The sequence below is a fragment of the Nonomuraea sp. IBHARD001 genome, assembly GCF_056106265.1.
Genome location: NZ_JBWBBW010000002.1, coordinates 7,013,610 through 7,040,088, shown reverse-complemented (window position 1 = coordinate 7,040,088; position 26,479 = coordinate 7,013,610). Strand labels below are relative to the sequence as shown.

Sequence of the window (26,479 nt, the reverse complement as noted above, 5' to 3'; positions counted from 1 at the left end):
GCCAGGGGAGCGCCACGGCCACTGGGTGCAGTATCCATACGAAGGAATGTAGTACATGTACTACATCCAGGCCAATCCCTACTATCCATCACCATTGCATGTTATTTTGGTAGGAAATAAGGGGTGATGTTGTGAAGTTCCTGGCCATCACGCTGATCGTTCATGACGGGAAGAAGCCCGCCGCCGAAAGGTTGCGCGAGGTCGTCGACAACGCGGTTCTGGCGGAGGAGCTCGGGTTCGACGGGTTCGGGGTGGGCGAGCGCCACGAACGGCCGTTCCTCTCCTCCTCGCCGCCTGTCGTCCTCAGCCATGTCGCCGCGCTCACCACGCGCATCAAGCTGTTCACCGCGGTCACCACGCTGAGCCTGCTCGACCCCGTCCGCGCCTACGAGGACTACGCCACGCTCGACAACCTCTCGGGCGGACGGCTGCAGCTCATCATCGGCAAGGGCAACGGCGCGGCCCAGGCCCAGCTCTTCCATGTCACGGCAGAGGACCAGTGGGAGCGCAACCGCCAGGGCTACGAGCTGTTCCGCAGGCTGTGGCGTGAGGACAAGGTCACGTGGGAGGGCGACTTCCGGCCCTCGCTGCACGAGGCCGAGACCTGGCCGAGGCCGTTGCAGCAGCCGATCAGGGTCTGGCACGGCAGTGCGACCAGCAAGGAGTCGGTCGAACTGGCCGCCGTGCACGGCGACCCGCTCTTCTCGGCCAACGTCACCAATCCCGTCGAACCCTATGCCGAGCTCGTCGCCCACTACCGGGAGCGCTGGGCCCACCACGGGCACGACCCGGAGCAGGCCCTGGTCGGCGCGGGAAGCGCCGGACTGTATGTGGCGCCCACCTCGCAGGAGGCGGTCGAGGCCTACCGTCCGGTGTTCGAGCGCAGGCTGGCGCTGTTCAAGGCGCACGGCGTCGAGCCGGTCTTCCCCACGATCGAGGACGCCGTCGAGCGCAGCTCCATCCTGGTCGGCAGTCCGCAGCAGGTCGTCGACAAGGTGCACCGCTACCACGAACGCCTCGGTCACGAGGTCATGCACGTCCAGGCCGACGCCGACGGCCTGACCGACAAGCAACACCGCAACTCGCTCGAACTGTTCCAGAGCGAGGTCGCCCCCGTGCTCCGCCGAGAGATTGCGAGTAGGCCGCTGTGACCACCACCCCCCTTTCCATTCTCGATCTGGCCCCGCTGACCTCAGGCGGCACCGTCGCCGACGCGCTCGCCAACACCATCGACCTGGCCAGGCATGCCGAGACGGCCGGGTACCACCGCTACTGGCTGGCCGAGCACCACTTCGCACCCGGTGTCGCCAGCGCCGCCCCGGCCGTGCTGATCGGCGCGGTCGCCGCCGCGACCAGCTCGATCAGGGTCGGCTCGGGCGCGGTGCAGCTCGGCCATCAGACCGCGCTGGCCGTCGTGGAGCAGTTCGGCCTGCTGGACGGCCTGCACCCGGGCCGCATCGACCTCGGGCTCGGCCGTTCGGGCCAGCGCAGGAGCGAGCTGGCCAAGCAGCCGCCGCCGGCTCCGGCCCCGCCCAAGTCGCGCCGGGTGGTGGACGGGCTGCTCATCCCGGAGGAGTTCTCCTTCGCCGCACTGGCCGGGTCGGCCAGGCTCAAGGCGCTGGCCTCACTGCTGCAGCAGCCCGGCGCCCAGTCGCCCGACTTCGGCGAGCAGGTCGACGCGATCCTCGAACTCATCGCGGGCACGCACTCCGTCGAGGGCTTCGACGTGCATGCCACCCCTGGCGAGGGCGCCGACCTTCAGGTGTGGGTGCTGGGCAGCAGCGGCGGGCAGAGCGCCCAGGTCGCCGCCGCGCGCGGCCTGCCGTTCGCGGCCAACTACCACGTGGCGCCTTCGGCCGTGCTCGAAGCCGTCGAGGCCTACCGCTCGGCGGCCGTCGGCGCCCCGCATGTGATCGTCTCGGCCGATGTCGTGGTGGCCGAGACCGAGGAGCGCGCCCGCGAGCTGGCCACGCCGTACGGGCTGTGGGTGCGTTCGATCAGGTCGGGGGCGGGGGCGATTCCCTATCCGTCGATCGAGGAGGCGGCGGCCGAGGTGTGGAGTGAGCAGGATCTGGCGCTGGTGGCCGATCGGCTGGACACGCAGTTCGTGGGGACGCCCGAGCAGGTGGCCGAGCGGCTGCGTGTGCTCAGGGACGTGACGCGGGCCGACGAGCTGCTGGTCACCACCATCACGCACGACCACGCCGATCGGGTGCGTTCCCTGCAGCTGCTGGCCAAGGAGTGGATCGGCTAACCGGTCGCGGCCCTCGGCGAGTCGGCGCCGAGGGCCGCGTACGCCGCGTCGACGGCGGCGGTCGCGAGCTCGGCGTACGGCGCGTCCGCGAAGTGCACCACGCAGTCCGACATACCGCCGATGGCGACGATCGCCCGTGCCTCCATGGCCAGCGGGGCGTCCGGGCCGACCAGCAGCCTGATGATCTGCCCGCGCCAGACGAACATGCGGCTGCCCAGGTCGAGATAGGCCAGCGTGCTGAGCTCCCTGACCACGAAGACGGCGATGTCGCGCTGGGCGTGGATGACGGAGAAGTACTCCTGGAGGAAGGCCCGTCTGTCGGGCGCGGGCTCCACGCGCTGGGTGGCGAGGAAGGCCTCCATGGCGTCGGCCATCGGCTGCACGATGCTCTGCACGAGCTCGTCGCGTGAGGCGAAGTGGTAGTACAGCGCCGGTTTGGTGATGCCGAGCCGGGAGGCGATGTCCTGCAGGCTTGTCTGCTGCAGGCCCTTCTCCGCGAAGAGCTCCTTGGCGACCGCCTGGATCCTGGCTTTGGTGCCGGTTGGTCTCACATCTCTCACCTTACCTTCCGTTAAGTCAGCGATTGACTTACCATCCGTTAAGTAAGGAGAGGGGTTTGCCGTGAACATCCTGATTTCCGGGGCGAGTGTCGCCGGTCCCGTGCTGGCCTGGTGGCTGGCCAGAGGCGGTTACGAGGTCACCGTCGTCGAGCGCACACCCGCGCTGCGCAAGACGGCCGGACATGCCGTCGACCTGTTCAGACCGGCGATGACGATCGTGGAGCGCATGGGGCTGCGCGAGCAGGTGCTGGCCAGGAAGACCGGCACCGAGGTGCTGACGATCGTCGGCGAGGGCCTGCCACGACCGGTCGACGTCCATGTCGGCAGGCTGATCGGCACCCTGTCCGGCAAACACGTCGAGATCATGCGCGACGACCTGTCCCAGATCCTGTACGACGCCACGGCAGGCGATGCCGAGTACCTGTTCGGCGACTCCGTCGCCACCCTTGAGCAGGACGCGCACGGCGTCGAGGTGACGTTCGAACGGGCCGCACCCAGGCGCTTCGACCTGGTGATCGGCGCCGACGGGCTGCACTCGACGGTCAGGCGGCTGGCCTTCGGTGAGGAGTCGCGTTTCACCAGGTTCGCCGGGGCCTATCTCGGGGTGTTCTCGCTGCCGAACTATCTCGGGCTCGACGGCCGTATGTTCACCTACAGCGGGACCGGCGCGATGGCGGGGATGTACAGCTCCAACGGGCTCGACGACGCACGCGCGCTGCTGATGTTCCGCAGCCCGGCGCTCGACTACGACTACCGTGACACCGCACGCCAGAAGGAACTGCTCGCACGGCGTTTCGCCGGGGTCGGCTGGGAGTTGCCCAGGATGCTGCGCGAGCTGGAGTCGGCCGAGGCGTTCTACTTCGACTCGATCACGCGGATCGAGATGGCGTCGTGGTCGCGCGGGCGGGTCAGCCTGGCGGGCGACGCGGGCTACTCGCCGGGACCGGCCGTCGGCGGCGGCACCAGCCTGGCCGTGGCCGGGGCGTACGTCCTGGCGGGCGAGCTGATCGCGGCGGGCGGCGACCACACCGTCGCCTTCCCCGCCTACGAGCGCGCGCTGGGCCCGTTCGTCGAATACAGCCGGGAGTTCGGCAGGAAGGCGGCCGTCAGGCTGCTGCCCGCCACCACGCTGGGCCGCTGGGCGACCGTGTACGGGGCCAAGCTGGTCACCAGCCTGCCCGTGGGGGTGTCGCGCCGGCTGACCGCGCTGGCCGGAGGCGGGATCGGCCTGCACGAGAGCTTCGAGGTCGAGGACTACCAGCTCACCGGGCGGTGAGGACGATCGGGAAGGCGGTGACCCCCCTGACGAACGGGCTGGCCAGGATCCTCGGCCCCCGCCCGTCGCCCCACGCCGCCGACTCGACCCTGCGTATCCACTCCTCGAAGAACACGCGCAGCTCCAGCCTGGCCAGCGCCGCTCCCAGGCAGAAGTGCGTGCCGAGCCCGAACGCGATGTGCCCGCCCGGCGCCCGGGTCACGTCGAAGGCGTCGGGGTCGTCGAAGACGGCCGGGTCGCGGTTGGCGGCGCCGTACATGAGCAGGACCTGCTGGCCCTTGGCGATCGGCAGGCCGTGCAGTGCGGTGTCGCGGGTGGCCGAGCGGCACATGGTGAGGATCGGCGTGCTCCAGCGGATGAACTCCTCGACGGCGTCGCCGATCAGCGAGGGGTCGCGGCGCAGCAGGTCCCACTGGTCCGGATGGCGGATCAGCGCGTCCAGGGCGGTGGCGATCACCGTCCTGGTCGTCTCGGCGCCGCCGTCGAGCAGGAGCAGGGCCTCGTTGGCCAGATGGTCGTCGTCGTAGTCGGCACGCGACGACCACAGGGAGATCAGGTCGTCGCGCGGGCACTTCCTGCGCTCGGCGGCGAGTTCGAGCGCGGCCAGGCCGAACTCACCGGCGGCGACGGCGGCGTCGTGCGTCACGTACTGCGGGCCGCCTCCGGCCACGATCGTGCGCGCCGACCAGTCGACGAGCAGCGGCCACTGCTCGTCGGGGAAGCCGAGCAGCCAGCCGATCATCCGGGCGGGCAGCGGCGCGGCGAGCGCGGGCACGGCGTCGACCGCGCCGAGCTCCAGCGCCTGCTCGATCTGCTCGACGACCACCTCACGCACCCGCGCGGCGTAGCGCTCGTGCACGTGGCGTGGGGTGAAACGCCGGTGGATCAGGCGTCGCCTGGCGGCGTGCTCGGGGTCGTCCATGCCGATCATCGACGGGTCCGACGGCAGGCCGGGCCGGTAGCCGCCCGCGCTGCTCCACAGCTCCGGGTCGCGCTCGACGGCCGTGACGTCGGCATGCCTGCTCACGCCCCACAGGCCGTTGGCCTCGTCCCAGTGCGCGGGGGAGTGCTCACGCAGCCAGGCGTAGACGGGTCCGGGGTCGCCTGCGTACATCTCGCCGTCGAGCAGATCCACGGCCGCCCACCTCTCACGCCGGGCGTCGGGGGTCCCGGCGTTGTGGGGGTACCCGTGCGCGACGCCCCGGACACGTCGCGTCAGTCAGGCCAGGACGCCCGCGGCCCGCAGCTTGGCCTCTGCCTCCCGGCTCAGCCCCCAGCCGCTCAGGTCGGCCGGCCTGGTCGCGGGCGCGAGCGCGGCCTCCGGCGCCCCGGCCAGCCTCGGCGCGGGCGCGGGATGGGTCAGGCCACCGACCTCACGAAAGGTACGGCGAGCGACATTGTGCGGGTAGACGGCGGCCTCGCCCATCGACAGCACGGGCGAGACGCAGGCGTCCGACCCCTCGAACACCGCCTCCCACTGCGCCCGCGTCCTGGTCCTGAACGCCTCTTCGAGCCGGGCGCGCAGCGCGGGCCACTGCGTCCTGTCGTCGCGGTCGGGCAGGTCGGTCAGGCCCATGAGGGCGACCATCTCGGCCCAGAACTGCGGTTCGAGCGCGCCGACCGCGAGGTATTGCCCGTCGGCCGTCTCGTAGGTGTCGTACATGGGCGCTCCGGTGTCGAGCAGATTGGTGCCGCGCTCGCCCCACAGGCCGTTGCCCACGGCGTGCTGGAACATCGACATCAGCACCGAGGCGCCGTCGACCATCGCCGCGTCGATGACCTTGCCCTTGCCGGTGCGCCCGCGTTCGACCAGGGCGAGCAGCACGCCGTAGGCGAGCATGAGCCCGCCCCCGGCGAAGTCGCCGAGTATGTTGACCGGAGGCGTCGGCTTCTGGCCCGCACGCCCGAGCATCGACAACGCGCCGGAGACCGCGATGTAGCCGATGTCGTGCCCGGCCCGCAGGGCGAGCGGCCCCTCCTGCCCCCAGCCGGTCATCCGCCCGTAGATCAGCCGCTCGTTGTCCGCGAGCAGATCGTCCGGCCCGATGCCGAGACGTTCGGCCACACCGGGCCTGAAGACCTCGATGACCACATCGGCCCCTGCGGCCAGCTCCTTGAACGCGGCCACGCCTTCGGGCGATTTCAGGTCCAGCCCGATCGTGTGTTTGCCGCGGTCCATCACATCCGTGCGCGGGGAGTCGCCCTCGGCCTCGACGGTGGCCACCCGGTCGACGCGCAGCACCTCGGCGCCGTGGTCGGCGAGCATCATCCCGGCGAAGGGCCCGGGAGCCAGCCCGGCCAGCTCAAGGACGCGTACTCCCGCCAGCGGGGCTTCGGACATGGCTCTCTCCTCGACTGCGTATCGCCCGGTAATCAAGCAAGCGATTGGTGGCTATGCATAGGTTTCGCCCGCCCAGTAGAACAACCTTCGGTCTGGTCTGGCAAGACACCACCGCGCGAGCCTCTCAGCTATGGGAAACTTGCCCCCTGTTGCGAAGGATCTAGGGGCTGGACATGGTTTCGGACGGGGAACGGTTGATCGCCCGGCGTTACCGCCTGCTGCGCGAGCTCGGCCGAGGCGGTATGGGCGTGGTCTGGGAAGGGCACGACACCCTCCTCAACCGGCCGATCGCGGTCAAGGAGGTGCTGCTGCCCCCTGGCCTGTCCGATCTGGACCGCGAGACCCATCTGCTGCGCACCACCCGCGAAGCGCGGACGGCGGCCAGGCTCAACCATCCGAGCGTCGTGGCGATCTACGACGTCGTCGAGGAGGACGAGCGGCCGTGGATCATCATGGAGCTGGTCCGCGCCCCCTCGATCGAGGACGTCGTCGCCACCAGGGGCGCACTGCCCGTCAGGCAGATCGCCGACGTGGGACGCCAGGTGCTGTCGGCCCTGCGCGCCGCACACGCAGCGGGCATCCTGCACCGTGACGTCAAGCCGAGCAACATCCTGCTCACCGAGGACGGCCGAGCCGTGCTCACCGACTTCGGCATCGCCACCGCCGAGGGCGAGACCTCGCTCACCAAGACCGGCATGGTCACCGGCTCGCCCAGCTTCCTCGCCCCCGAACGGGTCAGGGGAGCCGACTGCGGTCCGGCCTCCGACCTGTGGTCGCTGGGCGCCACCCTGTACGCCGGGCTCACCGGGCGCTCGCCGTTCGACAGGGGCGAGGCCATGGCGACGCTCGGCGCGCTGCTGAGCGAGGACCCCGACTACCGGCGCATCCCGCCCGCGCTGCACCCGGCGCTGACGGCGTTGCTGCAGCGCGACCCGGCCAAGCGCGCCACCGCCGAGCAGGCCGACGCCATGCTCGCCGCCCTGTCGGCGACGCCGCCGCCCTCCACCCGCGCGGCGGCGCCCGGACCGGCCAAGACCCGCAAAGGCGGCGGTCGCGTCGCACTGATCGCGGCCGTGGCCGTCGTCCTGGTGGGCGCGGGCACCGTCGCGTGGACCCAGCTCGTACCCGGCCCCGCCGACGGCTCCCAGGCGGCCAAGCCGACCGCGAGCGCGCAGCCGACGCCCGGCCCGACGCTCAGCCCCTCGCCGAGTCCCAGCGCCTCGCCCACCCTCACGCCCAGCGCCAGGCCCTCGCGCACGATCACGCCGTTGCGGCCGTGGACCTCCACATCGGGCTGGACGATCAGCCGCCCGGTCGGCTGGAAGGGCGCACGCCACGACTCCACGACCGAGTGGGCCAAGCGCGACCAGAGCGCACGCCTGTCCATCGAGGAGATCTACTCCAGCCTCGACGCCGCCCAGATCCTGCGCGACACCGAGGAGCGCTTCAGCCAGCGCGGCGAGAACCCGCAGACCATCAGGCGCAAGCGCGTCGCCGGAGGCGGCCTGGAGTGGGAGTTCACCTGGACGGCCGCCCAGACGCCGTGGGCCCTGACCGGAACGGCCTACCACGAGGTACGCAGGGTGCTCGTCGTCGGCCAGACGGCGTACATGTTGTCGTGGGCCACCACCGAGACCACCTGGCGTGCCGGGACCGGGCTCGGGCGCACGGCGTTCGCCACCTTCACCGTCGGCGGGGCCTCCTCGATCGAGCCCCAGCCGCCGAAGTCGCCGGGCCCCTCCGAGGTGGCCACCGGCCCGATCACGGAGCCCGGCACCTGACCCGGCCCCCTGGCCGCCCGAGAAAGGCCGCCCGATGACGCCGTGGAGCCTGCTGGCCCTGCCCCCTGTGCCTCTCGACGCGCTGACGGCTCTGCTCGGGCCGCTCGGCGACCGGGTGCTGGTGACGGCGCCGCCCACGCGTGACCGGGCCGGGCTGCTGGCCGCGCTCGGCACGGCCGACCTGGTGCTCGGCGACTGGAGCGGCGCCCTCGCCCTCGACGCGGAGGCGGTCGCGGCCGCGCCGATGCTCGCCTTCGTCCAGCAGCCCGCCGTCGGCGTCGACGGGCACGACCTGGCCGCACTCGCGGCGGCCGGGGTGCCGCTGGCCAACACGGCGGGGGTGAGCGCCGGTTCGGTGGCCGAATGGTGCCTGGCCGCGTCGCTCGCCCTGTCCAGGAAGCTGCTCGCCGCCGACGCGGCCGTGCGCGCGGGTGGCTGGCCGCAGCTCGACCTGGCCCCGAAGGACCTGTCGGCCTCGCGGGTGGGCATCGTCGGGTTCGGCCCGATCGGCCAGGCGTGCGCCCGGCTGTTCGGCGCGCTCGGCTGCGAGGTGCGCTACTGGACGCGTACACCGCGCGAGCACACCCACGGCGCGACCTTCGCCGACCTCGACGCGATCGTGGCAGGCTCCGACGTGCTCGTCCTGGTCATCGCGCTGACGGAGGAGACGAGGGGACTGATCGACCCGGCCGCGATGCCCGAGGGCTCGCTGCTGATCAATGCGGCCAGGGGCGGCGTCGTCGACCAGGACGCCCTGGTTTCGGCCCTGCGTTCGGGGCATCTGGGCGGCGCGGCGCTGGACGTGTTCGAGGTGGAGCCGCTGCCCGCCGGTGATCGGCTGCGCTCGGCGGGCAACGTCCTGCTGTCGCCGCACGTGGCCGGAGTGACGCCGCAGGCCACCGGCAGACTCGTCGCACGCGTGCTGGCCAATCTCACCGCCGCCGTCGAGGGCCGGGCGGTCCCCGGTGTGCTCAACGGGGTGTCTCCCGTGGTCAGACGCCGTATGCCGTGAGTCGGTGCGCCGCCGATCAGGGTGAGTCCGGATACAGTTTCCTGGTTCGCTCACCGCGTACGCATGCGACCTGGCAGTCTGTTGAGTTTTCCCGCGATTGACACACCCGGTCTCGTGCAGATCAGCGTAGGGAGATACGGTCTTACCGACGATCTCTATCGCAGCCCTGGGGGTGGATCCTGTGACGAAGATGTCGGCACACCGGCGGGCCGTGGAACAGATCAGGCAGGCCTATGCCGAGATTCCCGACGACGCCGCGCCGCGCTTGGCGAAGGCCACGTCCAACCTGTTCAGGTTCCGCGACACCGGCAAAGAGGCCAAGCTGTCGGCCCGTGATCTCAACGAGGTCATCAGCGTCGACCCGGTCGCGATGACGGCCGAGGTGCAGGGCATGACCACCTACGAGGACCTGGTCGACGCCACGCTGCCGCACGGCCTCATGCCGTTCGTGGTGCCGCAGCTCAAGACGATCACGCTCGGGGGAGCGGTCACCGGTCTCGGCATCGAGTCGACCAGCTTCAGGGACGGCCTGCCGCACGAGTCGGTCGAGGAGCTGGAGATCCTCACCGGCGACGGCCGGGTCGTGGTGGCCAGGGCCGACAACGAGCACAGCGAGCTGTTCGGGGCCTTCCCCAACTCCTACGGCACACTCGGCTACGCCCTGCGCATCCGGATCAGGCTCAAGCGGGTCCAGCCGTACGTCAGGATCACGCACATCCCGTTCGCCGACGCCGACAAGTGCATGCTGGCCATGGCCGAGATCTGCGAGCGGATGGAGTACGAAGGCGAGGCCGTCGATTTCGTGGACGGCGTGTTCTTCTCGCCGACCGAGCTCTACGTGACGATCGGCCGGTTCGCCGAGCGTGCGCCGTACACCTCCGACTACACCGGGATGCGGATCTACTACCAGTCGATCCAGACCCGCACGCGCGACTGGCTGTCGATCCGCGACTACCTGTGGCGCTGGGACACCGACTGGTTCTGGTGCTCGCGGGCGTTCGGGGTGCAGCAGCCGCTGGTGCGTTCGCTGATGCCGCGCAAGTGGATGCGTTCCGACGTCTACCGCAGGCTGGTGGCGCTCGACCGCAAGCACGGCGTCATGGCCAAGGTGGATCGCTGGCGCGGCCAGCCCGCCTCGGAGTCGGTCATCCAGGACATCGAGGTACCCGTCGAGCGCGGGGCCGAGTTCCTGGAGTTCTTCCACGCCCAGGTCGGGATGACCCCGGTGTGGATGTGCCCGCTGAAGTCGTCGAGCGAATGGCCGCTCTACCCGCTGGAGACCGGCAAGCTCTATGTCAACTTCGGCTTCTGGGGCATGGTGGCCCTGCCCAAGGGCCAGTACGACGGCTACTACAACCGTGCCATCGAGCACTCGGTGCACGAGCTGCACGGGCACAAGTCCCTCTACTCGACGTCCTTCTATCCGCGTGAGCAGTTCTGGCAGCTCTACAACGGGGACGCCTATTGGCCGGTCAAGCAGGAATACGACCCGCGTGGTCGACTGCTCGATCTGTATGAAAAGTGCGTGCGTGGAAGGTGATGCGGTGACACTGGCATCTATTTTCGAGACAACATTCGGCGCCGACGCCAACGTGGCGTTCATCGCCTACGACGGAAGCAAGGCAGGTCCCGACGGGGCCGACATCAGGATCGAGGTCAAGTCGCCCGTGGCGGTGGCCTATCTGGCCCAGGCGCCCGGCGAGCTGGGGCTGGCCAGAGCCTACGTCTCAGGACACCTGGACGTGCACGGCGACATGTACTCCCTGCTCAATCGCATGTGGGCGCTGACCACCAACGACCTGACCAAGGCGGAGAAGTTCGCCGCGGTCAAGTCGCTCGGCCTCAAGCCCCTGCTCATGCGTGTGCCCCCGCCTCCCCAGGAGGTACGGCAGAGCGCGCTGGCCAGACTCGGCAACAGGCACGCCAAACAGCGTGACGCCGAGGCGATCCACCACCACTACGACGTGTCGAACCGCTTCTACCGCTGGGTGCTGGGCCCGTCGATGGCCTACACCTGCGCCGTGTACCCCACCGAGGGCGCGACGCTGGAGGAGGCGCAGTACGCCAAGTTCGACCTGGTGGCCAAGAAGCTCGGCCTGGAGCCGGGCATGCGGTTGCTCGACGTGGGGTGCGGCTGGGGCGGCATGGTCATACACGCCGCCCGCGAGTACGGAGTCAAGGCTCTCGGCGTCACGCTGTCCAAGCAGCAGGCGGAGTGGGCGCAGAAGGCCATCGCCGACGCGGGCCTGCAGGATCTGGCGGAAGTCCGGCACATGGACTACCGCGACGTCGTCGAGAGCGGCTTCGACGCAGTGAGCTCGATCGGTCTGACCGAGCACATCGGCGCCGCCAACGTCCCGTCGTACTTCCAGTTCCTGTACGGCAAGCTCAAGCCGGGCGGCCGGCTGCTCAACCACTGCATCACCAGGCCGACGGGCTCGGAGAAGACGTTCAACAAGGGCGGTTTCATCAACCGCTACGTCTTCCCCGACGGTGAGCTGGAGTCGGTCGGCTGGCTGATCCGCCAGATGGAGGACATCGGCTTCGAGGTCAGGCACGAGGAGAACCTGCGCGAGCACTACGCCAGGACGCTCAAGCACTGGTGCGACAACCTCGACGACAACTGGGAGGACGCTCTGCAGGAGGTCGGCGGGGGCACGGCCAGGGTGTGGCGGCTCTACATGGCGGGCTGCATCGTCGGCTTCGAGCGCAACAAGGTGCAGCTGCACCAGGTGCTCGCGGTCAAGCTCGACGACATGGCGGGCGCGCACATGCCGCTGCGTCCTTCGCTCGACTGGCCCTGACCGGGCCCATTGCGGGAGCACGGCCGGCGGCCCTGGAGGATCAGGGCCGCCGGCCGTCCGCCGTTCCAAGGCGTCAGTTGTTGTGTGGTGTGCGCAGCGCCTGCAGCATCAGGGTCAGCGCCGCCGAGCTGTCGCGTAGCGCGGCCTCGGGGTCGGGGACGCGCGCCAGCCACATCGCCGCCTCGTTCATCGCGCCCGACAGCAGGTGGACCAGGGGCTCGACCGGCCTGACCGCGATGACCCCGGCCGCCATCAGCCCTTCGAGCGCCTCGGCGAGATGACGCATCGAGGCGGCCTGGTCGAGGGCACGCCAGGCGTCCCAGCCGAGCACGGCCGGGCCGTCGATGAGCATGATCTGTTGCACTTCGGCGTCGGACCCGGCCGCGAGGAACGCATGGCACCCGGCGAGGAGCTGCTCCCAGGGGTCGGCCCGCCGGTCGGCCTCGGCGGCGACGCGCTCGCCGACCTCCTGCTGCACCTGCTCGACGACCGCGCGAAACAGCTCGGCCTTCCCGGCGAAGTGGTGGTAGAGCGCGCCTTTGGTCAGATCGGCCCCGGCCACGATCTCGCTGAGGCTGACCGCCGCGTAGCCCCGTTCGGCGAACAGCCGCCTGGCCACCGCCAGCAGCAGCCGCCTGGTCTCCTCGCGCTGCCGCACCTTCTTGTTCACGCCGCCGCCTCGTTGACATACCGATGGTACGCATCTACGGTATCTCACATACCGATGGTATGTATCCGAAGCGAGGAGTGGTTTCCATGCGTCTGACCGGCTTCTATCCAGTGATCGGCACCTCCAGGCTCGCCGAGTCGCACACCTTCTACACCGAACTGCTGGGCTTCGAGACCGTCTTCGAGATCGACTGGTACGTCAGCCTGCGCCGCAAGGACGCGCCGCACTTCGAGCTCGCCCTGCTCGACCACACGCACCCGACGATCCCCGAGGGCTACCGGGTCCCGGCCCAGGGCGTGCTGCTCAACTTCGAGGTCGAGGACGTCGACGCCGAGTACGACCGCCTCGTCACCGGGGCCGGGCTTGAGGCGAAGCTGTCCCTGCGCAGCGAGCGCTTCGGTCAGCGCCACTTCATCGTGGCCGACCCCAACGGCGTGCTCATCGACGTGATCACCGAGATCCCGCCGCACGCCGAGTACGCCGAGGCCTTCACCGGCGCCTGATCGCCGAGGCGGCGGAGTACGCCCAAAGCCTTCGCCGACTCCCGCTCAGCCGGGCATCCGTGTGAAGACGACGTCGAAGGCGCCGTCGGAACGCCCGCTCAGCCAGCTCAGCTCGACGTCGTAGCGCCCGTCGCCCGCCAGTGCCCACAGGTCCTCGGGCTCGACACCCGGCACGCCGTACCCTTCGGTCAGCGCTCTGAGCTCGCCTGCCGTCGAGGCCGGATCGCGTTCCTCCAGCATGTCGCGCATGGCCGCCAGCCCCGCGACCCTGGCGTTGGGCACGGCGGTGAAGCCGATGCGCTCGCCGTCCAGCTCCAGCGGGTCGCTGGCCCAGCGCCGCCACTCGACGGGTTCGGGCTCGGTGGCCGGTCCGACCTCGATCACCACGTCGTACCTGAACCTGGTGAGCTCGTTGACATGACGCCCTCGCTTGGGCAGCACCCGTACACCAGCCACGCGCGCCCTGCTCTCGACGAGCGTGGCGAACAGGCCGGGGTCGACGCAGAGCTCAGGGTCGCGCCGGCGGCGCTCGTCCGCCTGGGTGCGCAGGTCGGAGATCCGCAGGTGCGCCGGGGCCCGGTGCAGCTCGACCGACAGATGGAACAGCTCCTGCAACGGCTTGCTGCGCAGGTCGCCGAGGAAGACCCGGCCGCCGTCCGGCAGCGCCTCGACGGCCGCGTCGATCACGTGCAGCAGGTAGGCCGTCGAGGGGAAGTACTGCACGACCGAGTTCACCACGACCGTGTCGTAGCCTTCGCCGACCCCGCGCAGGCTCTCGTGCGCCGCCGCCTCCCGCAGTTCGACCGCACTGCCGGGCGGCAGGCTCCTGCGGGCGTGGCCGAGCGCCGCGGCCGAGATGTCGGTGCCGGTGTAGGCCTCGCACAGGGGCGCGACCCTGCTGAGGATCATGCCGGTCCCGCAGCCGATCTCCAGTACACGTCGTGGCCGCAGCGCGGCGATGCGCGTCACGGTGTCGCCCAGCCAGGCCCGCATGTGGTCGGGGTCGATCGGCAGGCCGGTGTAGCTGCTGTCCCATCCGGCCAGGTTGAAGGCGGGATCGGCGTCGTCGGCCAGATTGCGGTAGGCGTCCTCGTAGACGTGACGCCATTCGTCGATCCGCTCCTCCATCGCCTGGCGTGACTCCAGTGGTTTCAGGGGCTCGCGCAGGTGGGAGCGGTCGAGGCGTTGGAGGAGGGCGGTGCGCTGCTGGGGGGAGAGCTTGCTGAGGCGCTCTGACAGGTCGGTCATGTCAGACCTCCGGCTGGACTGATGATCATTTACAAGTAAGTCCACCAAGGGAAGACACTCCTGTCAAGGCTTCCGTCCCGGTTGACGTTCCGTGGTGGTCCACGAGCTCGGAAGAAGGTGCTGACCTGAGAAAACGCATCGGGCGCGTACCGAAGGGTGACGGTACGCGCCCGATGGTCAGGTCAGGCCCTAGCGGAGCTCGCGCTTGAGGATCTTGCCGGTCGCCGTCATCGGCAGGGCGTCGCGGAACTCCACGATGCGCGGGTACTTGTAGCCCGCCATGTTCTCCTTGCCCCAGGCGATGAGCTCCTCCTCGGTCACGGCGCTTCCCGGCGTGCGGATGACGTACGCCTTGACCTCCTCGCCGTGCGAGTCGTGCGGGACGCCCACCACGGCGGCCAGCGAGACGGCCTCGTGGGTCATGAGGACCTCTTCGAGCTCACGCGGGTAGACGTTGAAGCCGCCGCGGATGATCATGTCCTTGGCCCGGTCGATGATCGAGTAGTAGCCGTCGGCGTCACGCGTGGCGATGTCGCCGGTGCGGAACCAGCCGTCCTGGATGACCTCGGCGGTGGCCTCGGGCCGGTTGTAGTAGCCCTTCATCACATTGTGCCCGCGTACCGCGATCTCGCCGGGGCCTTCGCCCTCGATGGTCTTCCAGTCGTTGTCGATCAGCTTCATCTCCACGCCCCAGATCGGCGTGCCGATCGTGCCGGCCCTGGTCGGGCGGCCGAGCTGGTTGAAGGAGGCGACGGGCGAGGTCTCCGACAGGCCGTAGCCCTCCAGGATGTCCAGGCCGAACGTCGCCTTGAAGTCCTTGAGCACCTCGACCGGCGAGGACGCGCCGCCCGCGACGGCCACGCGCAGCGAGGTGGGCACCTCGGCGCCATCGGCGTGGATCTTGGTGAGCATGCCCCAGTACATGGTGGGCACACCGGCGAACAGTGTGACGTTCTCCTTGCGCATGAGCGCGAGCGCGTCACCCGCCTCGAACCGCGGCAGCAGGACGAGCGCGGCCCGGCGCCGGAAGCCCGCATTCATGATCACTGTCTGGCCGAAGGAGTGGAACAGCGGCAGCACGGCGAGGTAGGAGTCGCCGTCCGCGCCGCGCGGGAACATCTCGTCGCTGACCATGGCGTTGAGCAGCATGTTCTGGTGGCTGAGCTCGGCGCCCTTGGGCTGGCCCGTGGTGCCGGAGGTGTAGAGGATCACCGCGGTGTCGTCGGGCGAGGTCTGCGCGGTCGCGAACTCGCCCGGCTGGCCGCCCAGCGCCGCCCAGATCGACTCGCCGTACTCCGACTCGGTGGCCAGTGCGGTCGCGGGCAGCACGAAGAAGTGCTCGGTGACCGACGACGCCTCGAACCCCGCCCGGCCGCGCTCGCCGAGCGGCAGGTCCGGCGTGCCCTCGAAACAGAACAGCGCCTTGGCCTCGCTGTCCTCCAGGTGGTAGGCGATCTCGCGCGACTGCAGCAGCACGTTGAGCGGTACGACCGTGGCCCCCGTCTTGAGGATGCCGAAGTACACGAACGGGAAGTAAGGCAGATTCGGGCAGGCCAGTGCGACCTTGTCCCCCTTGCCGATGCCACGCGAGACCAGCAGGTTCGCCACCTGGTTCGCCACGGCGTCGACCATGGAGTACGGCAAGCGCATGTCACCGAAGACGATGGCTGTGCCGTCAGGGGTCTCCCTGGCGCTGTCCTCAAGAACGATCGACAGATTGAGCATGGATCGCGCCTTCCTTCTCTGTACGGCTTCGCGCCTGCATCCTTCCAGGACCGCCATACCAACCGGTAGGTAACAAAGGTTACAGATGCATATGGACGACACGAGGCACTCGAAGCGGCCAAGCAATCACCAGGTTACGTCCACTGTGGAAGGGGTGTGGAACGTGACATTTCGATCTTCGGGCGTGGGAGGTGTGCTGGCGGCCAGGCTCTCGGCCGCCCCTCCCCGGGCGGTGGAAACCGCGATGGCCGATGCGATGGACGAGCTCTCCGTCGCTACGCCGTCGTGTCCAGGAGGTCCTCATATCCAGGAGTCGGCGAGAAGAGGGCCGCAGACCGCTTTCGCAGGGTGGTTTGTGCAGGTCGGGGTATGTGTGGGGATGTCAACGGTATGGAGCGTCTTCGCTACGTATATTGACCTCTGGCGCCATAGTGCCGGTATCGCCTAGGTTGCGGCCCATGGAGATCAGGACCGTTCACGCCAATGGTGTCGAGTTCGCCTGTCTGACGCTGGGGGAGGGCCCGCTGGCGCTGTGCCTGCACGGTTTCCCTGACTCCGCGCACACCTGGCGGCACATGATGCCGGAACTGGCCGAGCGCGGGTACCGTGCCGTCGCGCCGTTCATGCGCGGCTACGCGCCGACCGAGATCCCGGGCAGGGGCGAGTACGAGAGCGGTGCGCTCGTCGCGGACGCCGTCGCGTTGCACGAGGAGCTCGGCGGCGACGGTGACGCCGTGCTCATCGGCCACGACTGGGGCGCCTCCGCCGTCTACGGGGCCACGGCGTTCGCGCCCGAGCGCTGGCGCAGGGCGGTGGCGATGGCGGTGCCGCCGATCGGCGCGGTGCTCAACGCCTTCCTCGACTACGAGCAGCTCAAGCGTTCGTTCTATGTCTTCCTCTTCCAGACGGGGCTGGCCGAGAGCGCGGCATCGGCAACGGGGTTCCTCGAAGGGCTGTGGCGCGACTGGTCGCCGGGCTACGACGCCACCGAGGACGTCGAGCTGGCCAGGCGTGCGATCGGCGACCCCGCGAACCTGGCGGCGGCCATCGGCTACTACCGTGCGATGCTCGACCCGGGTGTGCACAGCGGCAGGTTCGCCGCCGAGCAGGCCGCGACCGGGCCGGGCGGCGGGCCCGTCCTCTACCTGCACGGCCAGAACGACGGCTGTCTCGGCGCCCACCTGGTCAAGGACGCCATCACCCACCTGCCGGAAGGCTCCAGGGTCGAACTGGTCGCCGACGCGGGTCATTTCCTGCACCTGGAGCGCCCGCGTGAGGTGAACGACCTCGTCCTCGACTGGATCGGCTCGGCACCCTAGTCTGGTGAACCGAACCCGGTTCTACTGGAGGCCGCCGTGCCGGTTCCACAGACGGACAGCAAGCAGACGGACGTCAAGCAGGCGCACATCAAGCTGTCGGACATCAACCTGTCGGACTTCGCCTTCTGGGGCCGCCCGATGGCCGAGCGCGAGGCGGCCTTCGCCACGCTACGCGCCCAGCCCCGCCCCGTGCGCTTCCCCGAGGGCGAGATCAGCTGGGCGCTTCCAGGCCCGGGCTACTACGCCCTGGTACGGCATGCCGACGTGGTGGCGGCCAGCCGCAATCCCGAGGTGTTCTGCTCGGGCAAGAGCTCGACCTCCATCCACGACCTCCCGGCCGAGTTCAACGAGTACTTCGGCTCGATGATCAATATGGACGACCCCCGGCACGCCAGACTGCGCAGGATCGTGTCCAGGGCGTTCACCCCACGCATGATCGAGAAGTTCGAGCAGGACGTCCGGGTCGAGGCGTCGGCCGTCGTGGACAGGCTGATCGCCGCAGGGCCGTGCGACTTCGTCACCGAGGTGGCGGCCCGGCTGCCCCTGAAGATCATCTGCGACATGATGGGCATTCCGGAGAAGCACTACCGCACGGTCTTCGACGCCTCCAACATCATCCTGGCGGGCGGCGACCCCGAGTTCGTCGGCGACGGCTCCGACATCGCCACCCTGCTGCTGACGGCCGGCCAGCGGCTGCAGGAACTGGTCATCTCGCTGTCACGCGAGTCGGACGAAGGGCTCATCGGCGCGCTCAGCAGTGCCAACCTGGACGGCGAGAAGCTCACCCCGCAGGAGCTCGGCTCGTTCTTCATCCTGCTGGTGGTCGCCGGGAACGAGACCACGCGCAACGCGATCTCGCACGGCCTGCACCTGCTGACCGGCCATCCGGACCAGCGCGCCCTGCTGCTGGCCGACCTGGAGGGCCGGATGCCCGGCGCCGTCGAGGAGATCGTCAGGCTCAGCTCGCCCGTCGCCTGGATGCGCCGCACGCTCACCCGCGACCACACGATGAACGGCATGGACTACAAGGAGGGCGACAAGGTCCTGCTCTACTACTGGGCGGCCAACCGCGACGAGGCCGTCTTCGCCGAGCCGTACCGGTTCGACATCATGCGTGCGGCCAATCCGCATGTCGGGTTCGGCGGGCCGGGGCCGCACTTCTGCCTGGGGGCGCATCTGGCGCGCAGGGAGATCTCGGTGCTGTTCAAGGAGTTGCTGCGCCGGGTGCCCGAGATCCGCTCGGTGGGCGAGCCTGACCGGCTGCACTCCAGCTTCATCAACGGCATCAAGCACATGCACTGCACGTTCTGACAGCCTCGCGGATGCCGGCGGGCCTCAAGGCGTCAGCAGGCGCATGAGCTGGTCGTGCACGCGCTCGCGGTACTCGGGGGAGAGCGGGTCGAGCCCGAGGATCGCCGCCACGTGCTGCGGCAGCGCGAGCGGTGCGAACGACAGCACATAGGCCAGCAGGACGGCGAACTCCGGGTCGACCCGGTCGGTGATCTCACCGTCGCGCTGCCTGGCCCGCATGCGCTCGATCGCTGGGCTGACCTCGGGTGGCGCGGGGCGTTCGCCGGGGTTGTCGCCGAGCGCGTGCCAGATGACCAGTCGGGCCCAGTCGGGCCGCTCCAGCGTGGCGGCCAGATGGGTGGCGAACGACTCGGAGAACGTGGCGCCGGGCGTCGCCCTGGTGGCCGACGCCTCGGCCCAGCGGCGGCGCAACTCGTCGAGCAGGCCCTGCTTGCCGCCGAAATGGTAGGAGATGAGCTGTTGGTTGACCCCGGCGCGTGCCGCGATCGAGGCCGTGCGCGCCCCTGAGTAGCCCTTCGCGCCGAACTCCTCGACCGCGGCCTTGAGGATGCGCTCACGGGTCTGCTCGGCCCGCTCTTGCTGTGTCGCCATGGTTCCATGATATCAATCAACTAAATGATTGATAACTAGGCGGAGGAGCGAGTCGTGAGCAGAGTTCTGGTCGCGGGAGCGACGGGCAACCAGGGAGGCGCCGTCGCCTCCCTGCTGCTGACACGCGGGCACGAGGTGCTCGCCTATGTACGCACACCCGATTCACCGGCCGCGCAGGCCCTGAAGGCGAAGGGGGCGAGCCTCGCGCAGGGCGACCTGGCCGACGCCGAGACGCTCGCCAAGGCCGCGGCGGGCGTCGACGCGGTGTTCGGCCTCACCGTGCCGTTCGGCGACGGCGGAGCCGCCGAGGAGATCGCCCAGGGCGCCGCACTCGTCGAGGCCGCACGGTCGGCGGGCGCGCACCTGGTCTTCTCCTCCGTACGCGGCGTCGAACAGGGCGTGGCCGAGCACGTCGACGGCAAGCGCGTGGTCGAGGCGAGGCTGCGGGAGGCGGGCATCGGCTGGACGGTGCTCGGGCCCGTCTACTTCATGGACAACGTGCTCAACACCGGCTTCACCCGGCTGGACACCGGCGTGCTCGCGATGCCCCTCGCACCGCGTACCCGGCTCGACCAGGTCGCCGTGCGCGACATCGCCGCCATGGCCGTACTCGCCGTCGAACGACCGGACCGGCTGGCCGGAAGGAGGATCGACCTGGCCTCCGACACCGTCACCGGTGAGGAGGCGGCCCGGGTGCTCGGCTCGGTGCTCGGCAGGGACATCCCGTACGAGGTCATCCCCGATGAGCAGATCAGGCACTGGGCGGGTGCCGACATCGCCGACATGTTCCAGGCGTTCGACCGCAACACCGAGTTCGTCGACCGGGCGGCCCTGCGCGCCGACTACCCGGAGGTGGACTGGCACTCCTTCGAGCAGTGGGCGCGTCAGGTCGACTGGGAGCGGGTGCTCAGGCCGGGCTGGTCAGCTTGATCTGCTTGAACACCGTGTTGAGGTCGGGCAGCAGGTCCTTCTTGTCGCCCGGCACCGACATGTAGACGATCGCGGGCAGGTCGGCGCCCGTGCTCACCGCGGCGGCGACCACGGTCGTCTTGGCCGTGCCCTCGGTCACCTCGTAGGCGATCAGCTGGGCGGGCAGGCCGTCGACGTTGAGCGTCTGGGCCGCGCTCTTGCGGATCGTGTTGCCCTCGGCGAAGAGCCTCTTGCGCGCGCCGACCACGACGGCCTTGATGACCGGCTCCAGGTTCTCCGGCGAGGTGTAGAACTTGGCGTACTTCGGCGACAGCGGGCCGGTCATCAGCTGGGCGAACCTGGGGTTGCCCGAGGTGTCGGCGGCCGCGGGCACGTACTGGCGGGTGGAGAAGCCGAAGGTGGCCTTCACCGTCTGGCGCAGGTCGAGCTGCCAGTCGCCGCCGAGCTTGGGCACGGTGATGCCCGCGGTGTCGTCGGTGAGGGTGCCGGTCACGGCCGAGGCCTGGCCCGGGTACTTGGGCAGCCTGCCCAGCGGCCTGGGCTTGGTGGCGGCCGGCTTGCTGGCGGCGGCCGTCGGCTCGCTCGTCGGCGTGCCGCTCTCGCCCTCGGCGGCGGCCAGCGGTCCGGCGAGGAAGGCCCACAGCAGGACGGCGATCAGCGCGACCGCGACCGACCCCGCGAGTGCGAACACCCAGACCGGCTTGCCGCCCTCGTCGTAGTCGTCGTCCTCCTCGCCGATGGCCTGGTAGTTGTCGCCGAAAACGGTGTTCCAGAGCTCCTGCTGGCGCTCGGGGGGAGGGGTACGCGATCCGCTGATCTGCCCGGCCGTGACGAATGGGCGATCGGGGTCGGCGGGGTCACGGCTCAGGTCCGAGCCGGGCCGGCCGTGCTCCAGGCCCTGCGGCCCGCCCATGGGTCCCTGAGGTCCCTGAGGTCCCTGAGGGCCTTGTGGAAGCCCGCCAGGTGCGCCGGGCGCCGGTGCGTAGCCGGTCTGGGCGGCGGAAGGCGGCAGGAAGCCGTTGGGCGGCGGCGGGTCGCCCTGGGGGAGAGGACCGCCCGGCATCGAAGGGCCGAACCCCTGCTGGGGCCCGTAGTCGGAGCCCATGGCGGGCTGCGGGGCCAGGCCGTGCTGCTGCGGTTGTTGTTGCTGCTGCTGGTGCTGCTGCGCCGCGCCGTACGTCACGGTCTGGTCGGCCGCGGCGGGCGACGGCCACGAGGGCGCGGTGCCCGGCTGCTGCTGCGGGGGCAACGGACCGGTGAGCGGGTCGAAGGCGGGCATGCCGTGGGGCCCGCCGGGGAACGGCTCGGCGGGCACGAGCGGCGCGCTGCCGAGCGGGCCGGTGAGCGGGTCGGCGGGCCAGGCGGGTGTGCCGGGAGGTACGGCGGTCGCGGCGGCCCAGGCGGGCAGCGCCTCGACCTGCGGCGGCTCGTTGCGCGGGGCCGGAGCCTCGTGCCAGCTCGGCGGAACGGCGTTCCATGTGGTGGGCTGCTCCGACCAGGCGGGCTGGTGCTGCGGCTCGGGCCCGGGGGGCTGGGCGGGGGCGTCGTTCCACGGCTGGCGTGGGGCCTCGTTCCAGGCGGACTGGCCGTGGCCCTGCGGCGGTCCCTGTGCGAGGGGCGGCTGCATCATGGGCTGCTGTGGCCTGTCGTTCCAGCCGGTCTGCTGCTGCGGCTCCTGCCAGGCGGGTGCGGGCGGCGGGGTGGGCTCGGGCCACGAGGGCGCCGACGGGTCGTGCTGCGGCTCGACCCACGCACCCGGGGCCGGACGCGGAGGAGCTCCCCAGACGTCCTGACGGGAGGAGTCGGACCAGGAGGGCGACTCGGGCCAGGACGTGGGCACCTCCTGAGGCTCCGATGTCATGTCCGCCGTACCTCCCGGGTTGATGTCCGCTATGGACGCGTTGGGCATGATCTCATGCGCGCCGGGGGCCTCCGCAGCAAAACGCGACAAGGCTTCGCGAATGTGCAGGCCAGTGGGATCGGTCGGCGGATCCTGCATCGGCAGACCGATCTCCTCGCGTCCAGGCTCAGGAGAATGCGCCACGGCGACGAGAGTAAACTAAAGGGACATAAGAGGTCACAACGGATCTATCACCATCGGATATCGCGAGTAGGCCAGCGTCCATTGTGCCCCCGCAGGATGCTCGCGCATCGGGTTTCCCGTGAAGAGGTGCGCTAGGCTTGACCTATGCGTTCCGCGACCCTGCTGCTTAGCGGGCCGCGGCGGTCATAGAGCTGAGTGCTCCGCCGCCGCGGCTACCCCTCGTGCGAACGGGGGGTTTCTTTATGGGTCATGCCAGATCAATCAAAGGGAATCCGCCGTGAGTGAGTACGATCCGCAGGCGCTGCAGGCCAAGTGGCAGCAGCGATGGGAGGAGCAGGACCCGTTCCGGGCCAGCGAGGACGCCGCCGACCCCCGCGAGCGGCGCTACATGCTCGACATGTTCCCCTACCCTTCGGGCGACCTTCACATGGGGCACGGCGAGGTCTTCGCCATCGGCGACGTCGTGGCGCGCTACTGGTTCCAGAAGGGCTACAACGTCCTGCACCCGATCGGCTGGGACTCCTTCGGCCTGCCCGCCGAGAACGCCGCTATCAAGCGCAACGCCCACCCCGCCGAGTGGACCTACGCCAACATCGAGACGCAGGCCAACTCCTTCAGGCGCTACGCGATCTCCTTCGACTGGTCGCGCCGCCTGCACACCAGCGACCCGGAGTACTACCGCTGGAACCAGTGGCTGTTCACCCGCTTCTTCGAGCGAGGCCTGGCCTACCGCAAGGGCGGCCTGGTCAACTGGTGTCCCAACGACCAGACCGTGCTGGCCAACGAGCAGGTCGTCGCGGGCAAGTGCGAGCGCTGCGGCGCCGACGTCGTACGGCGTGAGCTCACGCAGTGGTATTTCAAGATCACCGACTATGCCGACAGGCTGCTCGACGACATGGCGCAGCTGGAGGGCGGCTGGCCCGACCGCGTGCTGACCATGCAGCGCAACTGGATCGGCCGCTCGACCGGCGCCGACGTGCGCTTCCGTATCGAGGGCCGCGACGAGCCCGTCACCGTCTACACCACCCGCCCGGACACCCTGTTCGGCGCGACCTTCTTCGTGGTGGCGGTCGACGCGGCGCTGGCCGAGGAGATCTGCGCGCCCGAGCAGCGCGAGAAGTTCGAGGCCTACCGCGCCGAGGTCGCCAGGCTCAGCGACATCGAGCGCCTGTCGACCGAGAAGGCCAAGACCGGCGTCTTCCTCGGCCGCTATGCCGTCAACCCGGTCAACGGCGAGCGCCTGCCGGTCTGGGCCGCCGACTACGTGCTGGCCGACTACGGACACGGCGCCATCATGGCCGTGCCCGCCCACGACCAGCGCGACCTCGACTTCGCCCGCGCCTTCGGCCTGCCGGTGCAGGTCGTCGTGCACACCGGCCTGGCCGACCCGGGCGAGACCGGCGTCGCCACCACCGGCGAGGGCGCCATGGTCAACTCCGGCCCGCTCGACGGCCTGACCAAGGCCGCCGCCATCGCCAAGATCATCGAGCTGCTCGAGGTCGACGGCAACGGCGTCGGCGCGGTCAACTTCAGGCTGCGCGACTGGCTGCTGTCCAGGCAGCGCTACTGGGGCACGCCGATCCCGATCATCCACTGCCCCGACTGCGGCGAGGTGCCCGTCCCCGACGAGCAGCTCCCGGTCACCCTGCCCGACCTGCGCGGCGAGGCCCTGTCGCCCAAGGGCGTCTCGCCGCTCGGTAGCGCCGCCGACTGGGTCAACGTCGCCTGCCCCAAGTGCGGCGGCGCGGCCAGGCGCGACACCGACACGATGGACACCTTCGTCGACTCCTCCTGGTACTACCTGCGCTATGTCGACCCGCACTACACCGACGGGCCGTTCGACCAGGCCAAGGTGCGCGAGTGGGGCCCCATCGACCAGTACGTCGGCGGCAACGAGCACGCGGTGCTGCACCTGCTCTACTCGCGCTTCTTCACCAAGGTCCTGCACGACATGGGCATGCTGGACTTCTCCGAGCCGTTCCTGCGCCTGCTCAACCAGGGCCAGGTGATCAACGGCGGCAAGGCGATGTCGAAGTCGCTGGGCAACGGCGTCGACCTGGGGCAGCAGATCGACGACTTCGGCGTCGACGCCGTCAGGCTGACGATGCTGTTCGCCGGTCCGCCCGAGGACGACATCGACTGGGCCGACGTCTCGCCCGCCGCCTCGCAGAAGTTCCTGGCCAGGGTGTTCCGCGTGATCACCGAGGTGGCCAGCGAGCCGGGCGTGGCGTTCGAGGGCGGCGACCGCGACCTGCGCAAGGTCACGCATCGCACGATCGACGAGGTCACCAAGCTGGTCGAGTCCTACCGGTTCAATGTCGCCATCGCGCGTATCCACGAGCTCACGTCGGCGGCGCGCAAGGCGATCGACTCGGGCCCCGGCGCGGCCGACCCCGCGGTCCGCGAGGCGGCCGAGGCGCTGGCCGTCATGCTGTCGCTGGTGGCGCCCTACACCGCCGAGGAGGGCTGGGAGCGGCTCGGGCGCACCGGTTCGGTGGCGATCGGCAACTGGCCGACGGCCGACCCCGAGCTGCTGGTGCAGGACTCGGTGACCGCCGTGGTCCAGGTCGCGGGCAAGGTGCGCGACCGCCTCGAGGTCTCGCCCGAGATCACCGACGAGGAGCTGGCGGCGCTGGCGCTGGCCTCGGAGAAGGTGCGTTCGTTCCTCGACGGCGAGCCGCGCAAGGTCATCGCGCGGGCGCCGAAGCTGGTCAACATCGTCCCGTAGCCGACCGGCGCGCGCCCCCGCCCTTCAGCAGGGGCGGGGGCGCGGGCCCGGCTACCTCCGCTTCTTGGTCTAGTCCGGCTTGTAGGTGCCGTCGTCCTCCTCGGAGGTGGCGGCGTCCTCGTCGTCGTACTTGGCCAGGACGTAGGCCGTCACGGCCTTGATCTCCTTGGTGCCCACCGTGAGGCCGAACAGCGTGTCCAGCACGTGGGCGTGGTCGATGCCGGGCGCGGCGCCCTTGCGCAGCGACCAGGCGCAGAAGGTCTTGAACGTCGCCGCGTTCTTCTTGCCGTAGGCCACCGAGCACAGCATCTTCCACTCCACCACGTAGCGCAGGCAGTGCCCGGCCTCGACGGCGCGCACGACGAGGGCCGCGCTGGAGGCGTTCTTGTCGAAGGTCCAGGCCGGGGCCTTCTTCAGTACGGTGGCCTTGGTCGAGCCCGGCAGGATGACGGTCAGGCAGGCCTGGTCCGTCGACAGCGCGCTCCACAGCTTGTCGTACATCGTGATGCTCAGCGCCTCGGCGCACTCCATCGCCAGCACGTAGCTGACGCAGTCGAGGCCGCCGCTCTCGGCCGTCGTCCGGATGAGCTGGAACAGCTTGCGTTGCGAGGCGTTGCAGAGCTCGAACAGCACGCGCCTGAAGTAGATCCAGTAGCCGTCGGCCGATTCGGCGTAGGCGGGGTCGATGTCGAAGATCACCCCGACGTCGACGGTGTGCACGATGGAGTTGTAGCTCGCCGCCGCGACGTCGCGCTCGGGCGCGTGGTCGACCTCGTCGCCCACGACGATGTCGTCCTCGGTCAGGTCGGGCAGGTCGGTGCCGTCCCTGTCGATGACCACGATCGCCACATCGGGCCCGACGACCGGGGCCAGCAGGGTGAGCACGGACGTGGTCAGCGGCTGCTCCTCGGTGGCGAGCTGCAGCTGTGCGGCGATCAGCTGACCCCAGTGCTCGGGGGCGTTGGCGGCCACCTCGGTGAGCAGGTCGGCGAAGATCGGGTTCTGGCAGATCTGCAGCAGCACCTGGGCGAGCATGTCGTCGTTGCCGTGCAGGGGCTGCACGCCGCTCGCGCCCAGCAGGACGACGGGCAGGTCGTCGGCCGACGCGGAGTCGTCCGCCTTTTCCTTCTCCTTCTCCGACGTCGTCGTGGTGTTCTTCGGCTTCTTGCGCTCGACCGCGGGCTCGGGCTCCCGCTTGCGCTTCTTGGTCTCCTGCTCCTCGTTGTCGCTTTCGTCGCTCTCTTCGCTGTCCTCGATGACGATGACCGTCTTGGCCTTCTTCGTCGGACCGGTGTTGATGTCCTGGTCGTCCGCCTTGCGCTTGTCGCCCGGATGGTCGTGGGGGTGGTCGCTCATCGGACTGCCTTTCGGAGGGGGTGGCA

General features: G+C 69.8%; 21 protein-coding genes. 12 read left to right on the top strand and 9 right to left on the bottom strand.

Annotation, left to right across the window (positions count from 1 at the left end):
* Positions 1-131: 131 nt before the first annotated feature.
* Positions 132-1,151 (top strand): LLM class flavin-dependent oxidoreductase, encoded by a 1,020-nt coding sequence (locus ACTWNK_RS33620; protein ID WP_474308938.1) that lies wholly within the window; start codon positions 132-134, stop codon positions 1,149-1,151.
* The gene (locus tag ACTWNK_RS33615) at positions 1,148-2,254 is read left to right on the top strand and encodes an LLM class flavin-dependent oxidoreductase (RefSeq protein WP_474308937.1); all 1,107 of its coding nucleotides are present in this window, start codon (positions 1,148-1,150) and stop codon (positions 2,252-2,254) included. Before ACTWNK_RS33620 ends, ACTWNK_RS33615 begins: the two co-directional genes overlap by 4 nt.
* On the opposite strand, the gene ACTWNK_RS33610 is transcribed toward ACTWNK_RS33615, so the two are convergent.
* Positions 2,251-2,805, bottom strand: coding sequence for a TetR/AcrR family transcriptional regulator (locus ACTWNK_RS33610; RefSeq protein WP_474308936.1), 555 nt, complete (start codon positions 2,803-2,805; stop codon positions 2,251-2,253). The genes ACTWNK_RS33615 and ACTWNK_RS33610 overlap by 4 nt on opposite strands.
* A gap of 70 nt (positions 2,806-2,875) precedes the next feature.
* Between ACTWNK_RS33610 and ACTWNK_RS33605 the strand changes: the two genes are divergently transcribed.
* Positions 2,876-4,090, top strand: a complete 1,215-nt coding sequence (locus ACTWNK_RS33605) for an FAD-dependent monooxygenase (RefSeq protein WP_474308935.1) — start codon at positions 2,876-2,878, stop codon at positions 4,088-4,090.
* Here the strand turns inward: ACTWNK_RS33605 and ACTWNK_RS33600 are convergent.
* Complete coding sequence (locus ACTWNK_RS33600; RefSeq protein WP_474308934.1) at positions 4,077-5,225, bottom strand: cytochrome P450; 1,149 nt, start codon at positions 5,223-5,225, stop codon at positions 4,077-4,079. The genes ACTWNK_RS33605 and ACTWNK_RS33600 overlap by 14 nt on opposite strands.
* Before the next feature lie 84 nt (positions 5,226-5,309).
* Positions 5,310-6,431 (bottom strand): CaiB/BaiF CoA transferase family protein, encoded by a 1,122-nt coding sequence (locus ACTWNK_RS33595; RefSeq protein WP_474308933.1) that lies wholly within the window; start codon positions 6,429-6,431, stop codon positions 5,310-5,312.
* Positions 6,432-6,604: 173 nt separating this feature from the next.
* On the opposite strand from ACTWNK_RS33595, the gene ACTWNK_RS33590 reads away from it, so the two are divergent.
* The 4 genes from ACTWNK_RS33590 (at position 6,605) to ACTWNK_RS33575 (ending at position 12,028) form a co-directional block, all read left to right on the top strand.
* Positions 6,605-8,212 (top strand): serine/threonine-protein kinase, encoded by a 1,608-nt coding sequence (locus ACTWNK_RS33590; protein ID WP_474308932.1) that lies wholly within the window; start codon positions 6,605-6,607, stop codon positions 8,210-8,212.
* A 34-nt stretch (positions 8,213-8,246) separates the two neighbouring features.
* Positions 8,247-9,224, top strand: a complete 978-nt coding sequence (locus ACTWNK_RS33585; protein ID WP_474308931.1) for an NAD(P)-dependent oxidoreductase — start codon at positions 8,247-8,249, stop codon at positions 9,222-9,224.
* Between the two features lie 190 nt (positions 9,225-9,414).
* Entirely contained in the window at positions 9,415-10,764 is a 1,350-nt protein-coding gene (locus ACTWNK_RS33580; RefSeq protein WP_474311062.1) for an FAD-binding oxidoreductase, read from the top strand.
* Between the two features lie 4 nt (positions 10,765-10,768).
* The gene (locus ACTWNK_RS33575) at positions 10,769-12,028 is read left to right on the top strand and encodes a class I SAM-dependent methyltransferase (RefSeq protein ID WP_474308930.1); all 1,260 of its coding nucleotides are present in this window, start codon (positions 10,769-10,771) and stop codon (positions 12,026-12,028) included.
* A gap of 73 nt (positions 12,029-12,101) precedes the next feature.
* Here the strand turns inward: ACTWNK_RS33575 and ACTWNK_RS33570 are convergent, their stop codons facing one another.
* Positions 12,102-12,698, bottom strand: coding sequence for a TetR/AcrR family transcriptional regulator (locus ACTWNK_RS33570; protein ID WP_474308929.1), 597 nt, complete (start codon positions 12,696-12,698; stop codon positions 12,102-12,104).
* 86 nt (positions 12,699-12,784) lie between these two features.
* Here ACTWNK_RS33570 and ACTWNK_RS33565 point away from each other — a divergent pair, with 86 nt between their 5' ends.
* The gene (locus ACTWNK_RS33565; protein WP_474308928.1) at positions 12,785-13,201 is read left to right on the top strand and encodes a VOC family protein; all 417 of its coding nucleotides are present in this window, start codon (positions 12,785-12,787) and stop codon (positions 13,199-13,201) included.
* 45 nt (positions 13,202-13,246) lie between these two features.
* Here the strand turns inward: ACTWNK_RS33565 and ACTWNK_RS33560 are convergent, their stop codons facing one another.
* Both ACTWNK_RS33560 and ACTWNK_RS33555 read right to left on the bottom strand, forming a co-directional pair.
* Entirely contained in the window at positions 13,247-14,449 is a 1,203-nt protein-coding gene (locus ACTWNK_RS33560) for a class I SAM-dependent methyltransferase (protein WP_474308927.1), read from the bottom strand.
* Between the two features lie 189 nt (positions 14,450-14,638).
* The gene (locus tag ACTWNK_RS33555; protein WP_474308926.1) at positions 14,639-16,174 is read right to left on the bottom strand and encodes a long-chain-fatty-acid--CoA ligase; all 1,536 of its coding nucleotides are present in this window, start codon (positions 16,172-16,174) and stop codon (positions 14,639-14,641) included.
* A 458-nt stretch (positions 16,175-16,632) separates the two neighbouring features.
* Here ACTWNK_RS33555 and ACTWNK_RS33550 point away from each other — a divergent pair, with 458 nt between their 5' ends.
* Together ACTWNK_RS33550 and ACTWNK_RS33545 are read left to right on the top strand one after the other, a co-directional pair.
* A complete protein-coding gene (locus tag ACTWNK_RS33550) occupies positions 16,633-17,493 on the top strand; it encodes an alpha/beta fold hydrolase (RefSeq protein ID WP_474308925.1) in 861 nt (286 codons plus the stop codon).
* 138 nt (positions 17,494-17,631) lie between these two features.
* Positions 17,632-18,804: a cytochrome P450 gene (locus tag ACTWNK_RS33545; RefSeq protein ID WP_474311061.1), complete on the top strand. Its 1,173-nt coding sequence runs from the start codon at positions 17,632-17,634 to the stop codon at positions 18,802-18,804.
* Positions 18,805-18,828: 24 nt separating this feature from the next.
* On the opposite strand, the gene ACTWNK_RS33540 is transcribed toward ACTWNK_RS33545, so the two are convergent.
* Positions 18,829-19,395 (bottom strand): TetR/AcrR family transcriptional regulator, encoded by a 567-nt coding sequence (locus ACTWNK_RS33540; protein ID WP_474308924.1) that lies wholly within the window; start codon positions 19,393-19,395, stop codon positions 18,829-18,831.
* 54 nt (positions 19,396-19,449) lie between these two features.
* Between ACTWNK_RS33540 and ACTWNK_RS33535 the strand changes: the two genes are divergently transcribed.
* Complete coding sequence (locus tag ACTWNK_RS33535) at positions 19,450-20,325, top strand: NmrA/HSCARG family protein (protein WP_474308923.1); 876 nt, start codon at positions 19,450-19,452, stop codon at positions 20,323-20,325.
* Here ACTWNK_RS33535 and ACTWNK_RS33530 read toward each other — a convergent pair.
* A complete protein-coding gene (locus ACTWNK_RS33530) occupies positions 20,303-22,186 on the bottom strand; it encodes a hypothetical protein (protein ID WP_474308922.1) in 1,884 nt (627 codons plus the stop codon). The two genes, ACTWNK_RS33535 and ACTWNK_RS33530, sit on opposite strands and share 23 nt — an antisense overlap.
* Before the next feature lie 460 nt (positions 22,187-22,646).
* On the opposite strand from ACTWNK_RS33530, the gene leuS reads away from it, so the two are divergent.
* A complete protein-coding gene (leuS, locus tag ACTWNK_RS33525; protein WP_474308921.1) occupies positions 22,647-25,097 on the top strand; it encodes a leucine--tRNA ligase in 2,451 nt (816 codons plus the stop codon).
* A 69-nt stretch (positions 25,098-25,166) separates the two neighbouring features.
* Here leuS and ACTWNK_RS33520 read toward each other — a convergent pair whose 3' ends face one another.
* A complete protein-coding gene (locus ACTWNK_RS33520) occupies positions 25,167-26,453 on the bottom strand; it encodes a hypothetical protein (protein WP_474308920.1) in 1,287 nt (428 codons plus the stop codon).
* Between the last annotated feature and the right edge of the window lie 26 nt (positions 26,454-26,479).

Excerpts from the sequence above, each read along its gene's own strand:
- ACTWNK_RS33550 (WP_474308925.1), top strand. The coding sequence starts at position 16,633 with ATGGAGATCAGGACCGTTCACGCCAATGGTGTCGAGTTCGCCTGTCTG.
- ACTWNK_RS33520 (WP_474308920.1), bottom strand. The coding sequence starts at position 26,453 with ATGAGCGACCACCCCCACGACCATCCGGGCGACAAGCGCAAGGCGGAC.
- ACTWNK_RS33540 (WP_474308924.1), bottom strand. The coding sequence starts at position 19,395 with ATGGCGACACAGCAAGAGCGGGCCGAGCAGACCCGTGAGCGCATCCTC.
- ACTWNK_RS33555 (WP_474308926.1), bottom strand. The coding sequence starts at position 16,174 with ATGCTCAATCTGTCGATCGTTCTTGAGGACAGCGCCAGGGAGACCCCT.
- ACTWNK_RS33560 (WP_474308927.1), bottom strand. The coding sequence starts at position 14,449 with ATGACCGACCTGTCAGAGCGCCTCAGCAAGCTCTCCCCCCAGCAGCGC.
- ACTWNK_RS33585 (WP_474308931.1), top strand. The coding sequence starts at position 8,247 with ATGACGCCGTGGAGCCTGCTGGCCCTGCCCCCTGTGCCTCTCGACGCG.
- ACTWNK_RS33580 (WP_474311062.1), top strand. The coding sequence starts at position 9,415 with ATGTCGGCACACCGGCGGGCCGTGGAACAGATCAGGCAGGCCTATGCC.
- ACTWNK_RS33530 (WP_474308922.1), bottom strand. The coding sequence starts at position 22,186 with ATGACATCGGAGCCTCAGGAGGTGCCCACGTCCTGGCCCGAGTCGCCC.
- ACTWNK_RS33590 (WP_474308932.1), top strand. The coding sequence starts at position 6,605 with ATGGTTTCGGACGGGGAACGGTTGATCGCCCGGCGTTACCGCCTGCTG.
- ACTWNK_RS33545 (WP_474311061.1), top strand. The coding sequence starts at position 17,632 with ATGGCCGAGCGCGAGGCGGCCTTCGCCACGCTACGCGCCCAGCCCCGC.
- ACTWNK_RS33565 (WP_474308928.1), top strand. The coding sequence starts at position 12,785 with ATGCGTCTGACCGGCTTCTATCCAGTGATCGGCACCTCCAGGCTCGCC.
- ACTWNK_RS33595 (WP_474308933.1), bottom strand. The coding sequence starts at position 6,431 with ATGTCCGAAGCCCCGCTGGCGGGAGTACGCGTCCTTGAGCTGGCCGGG.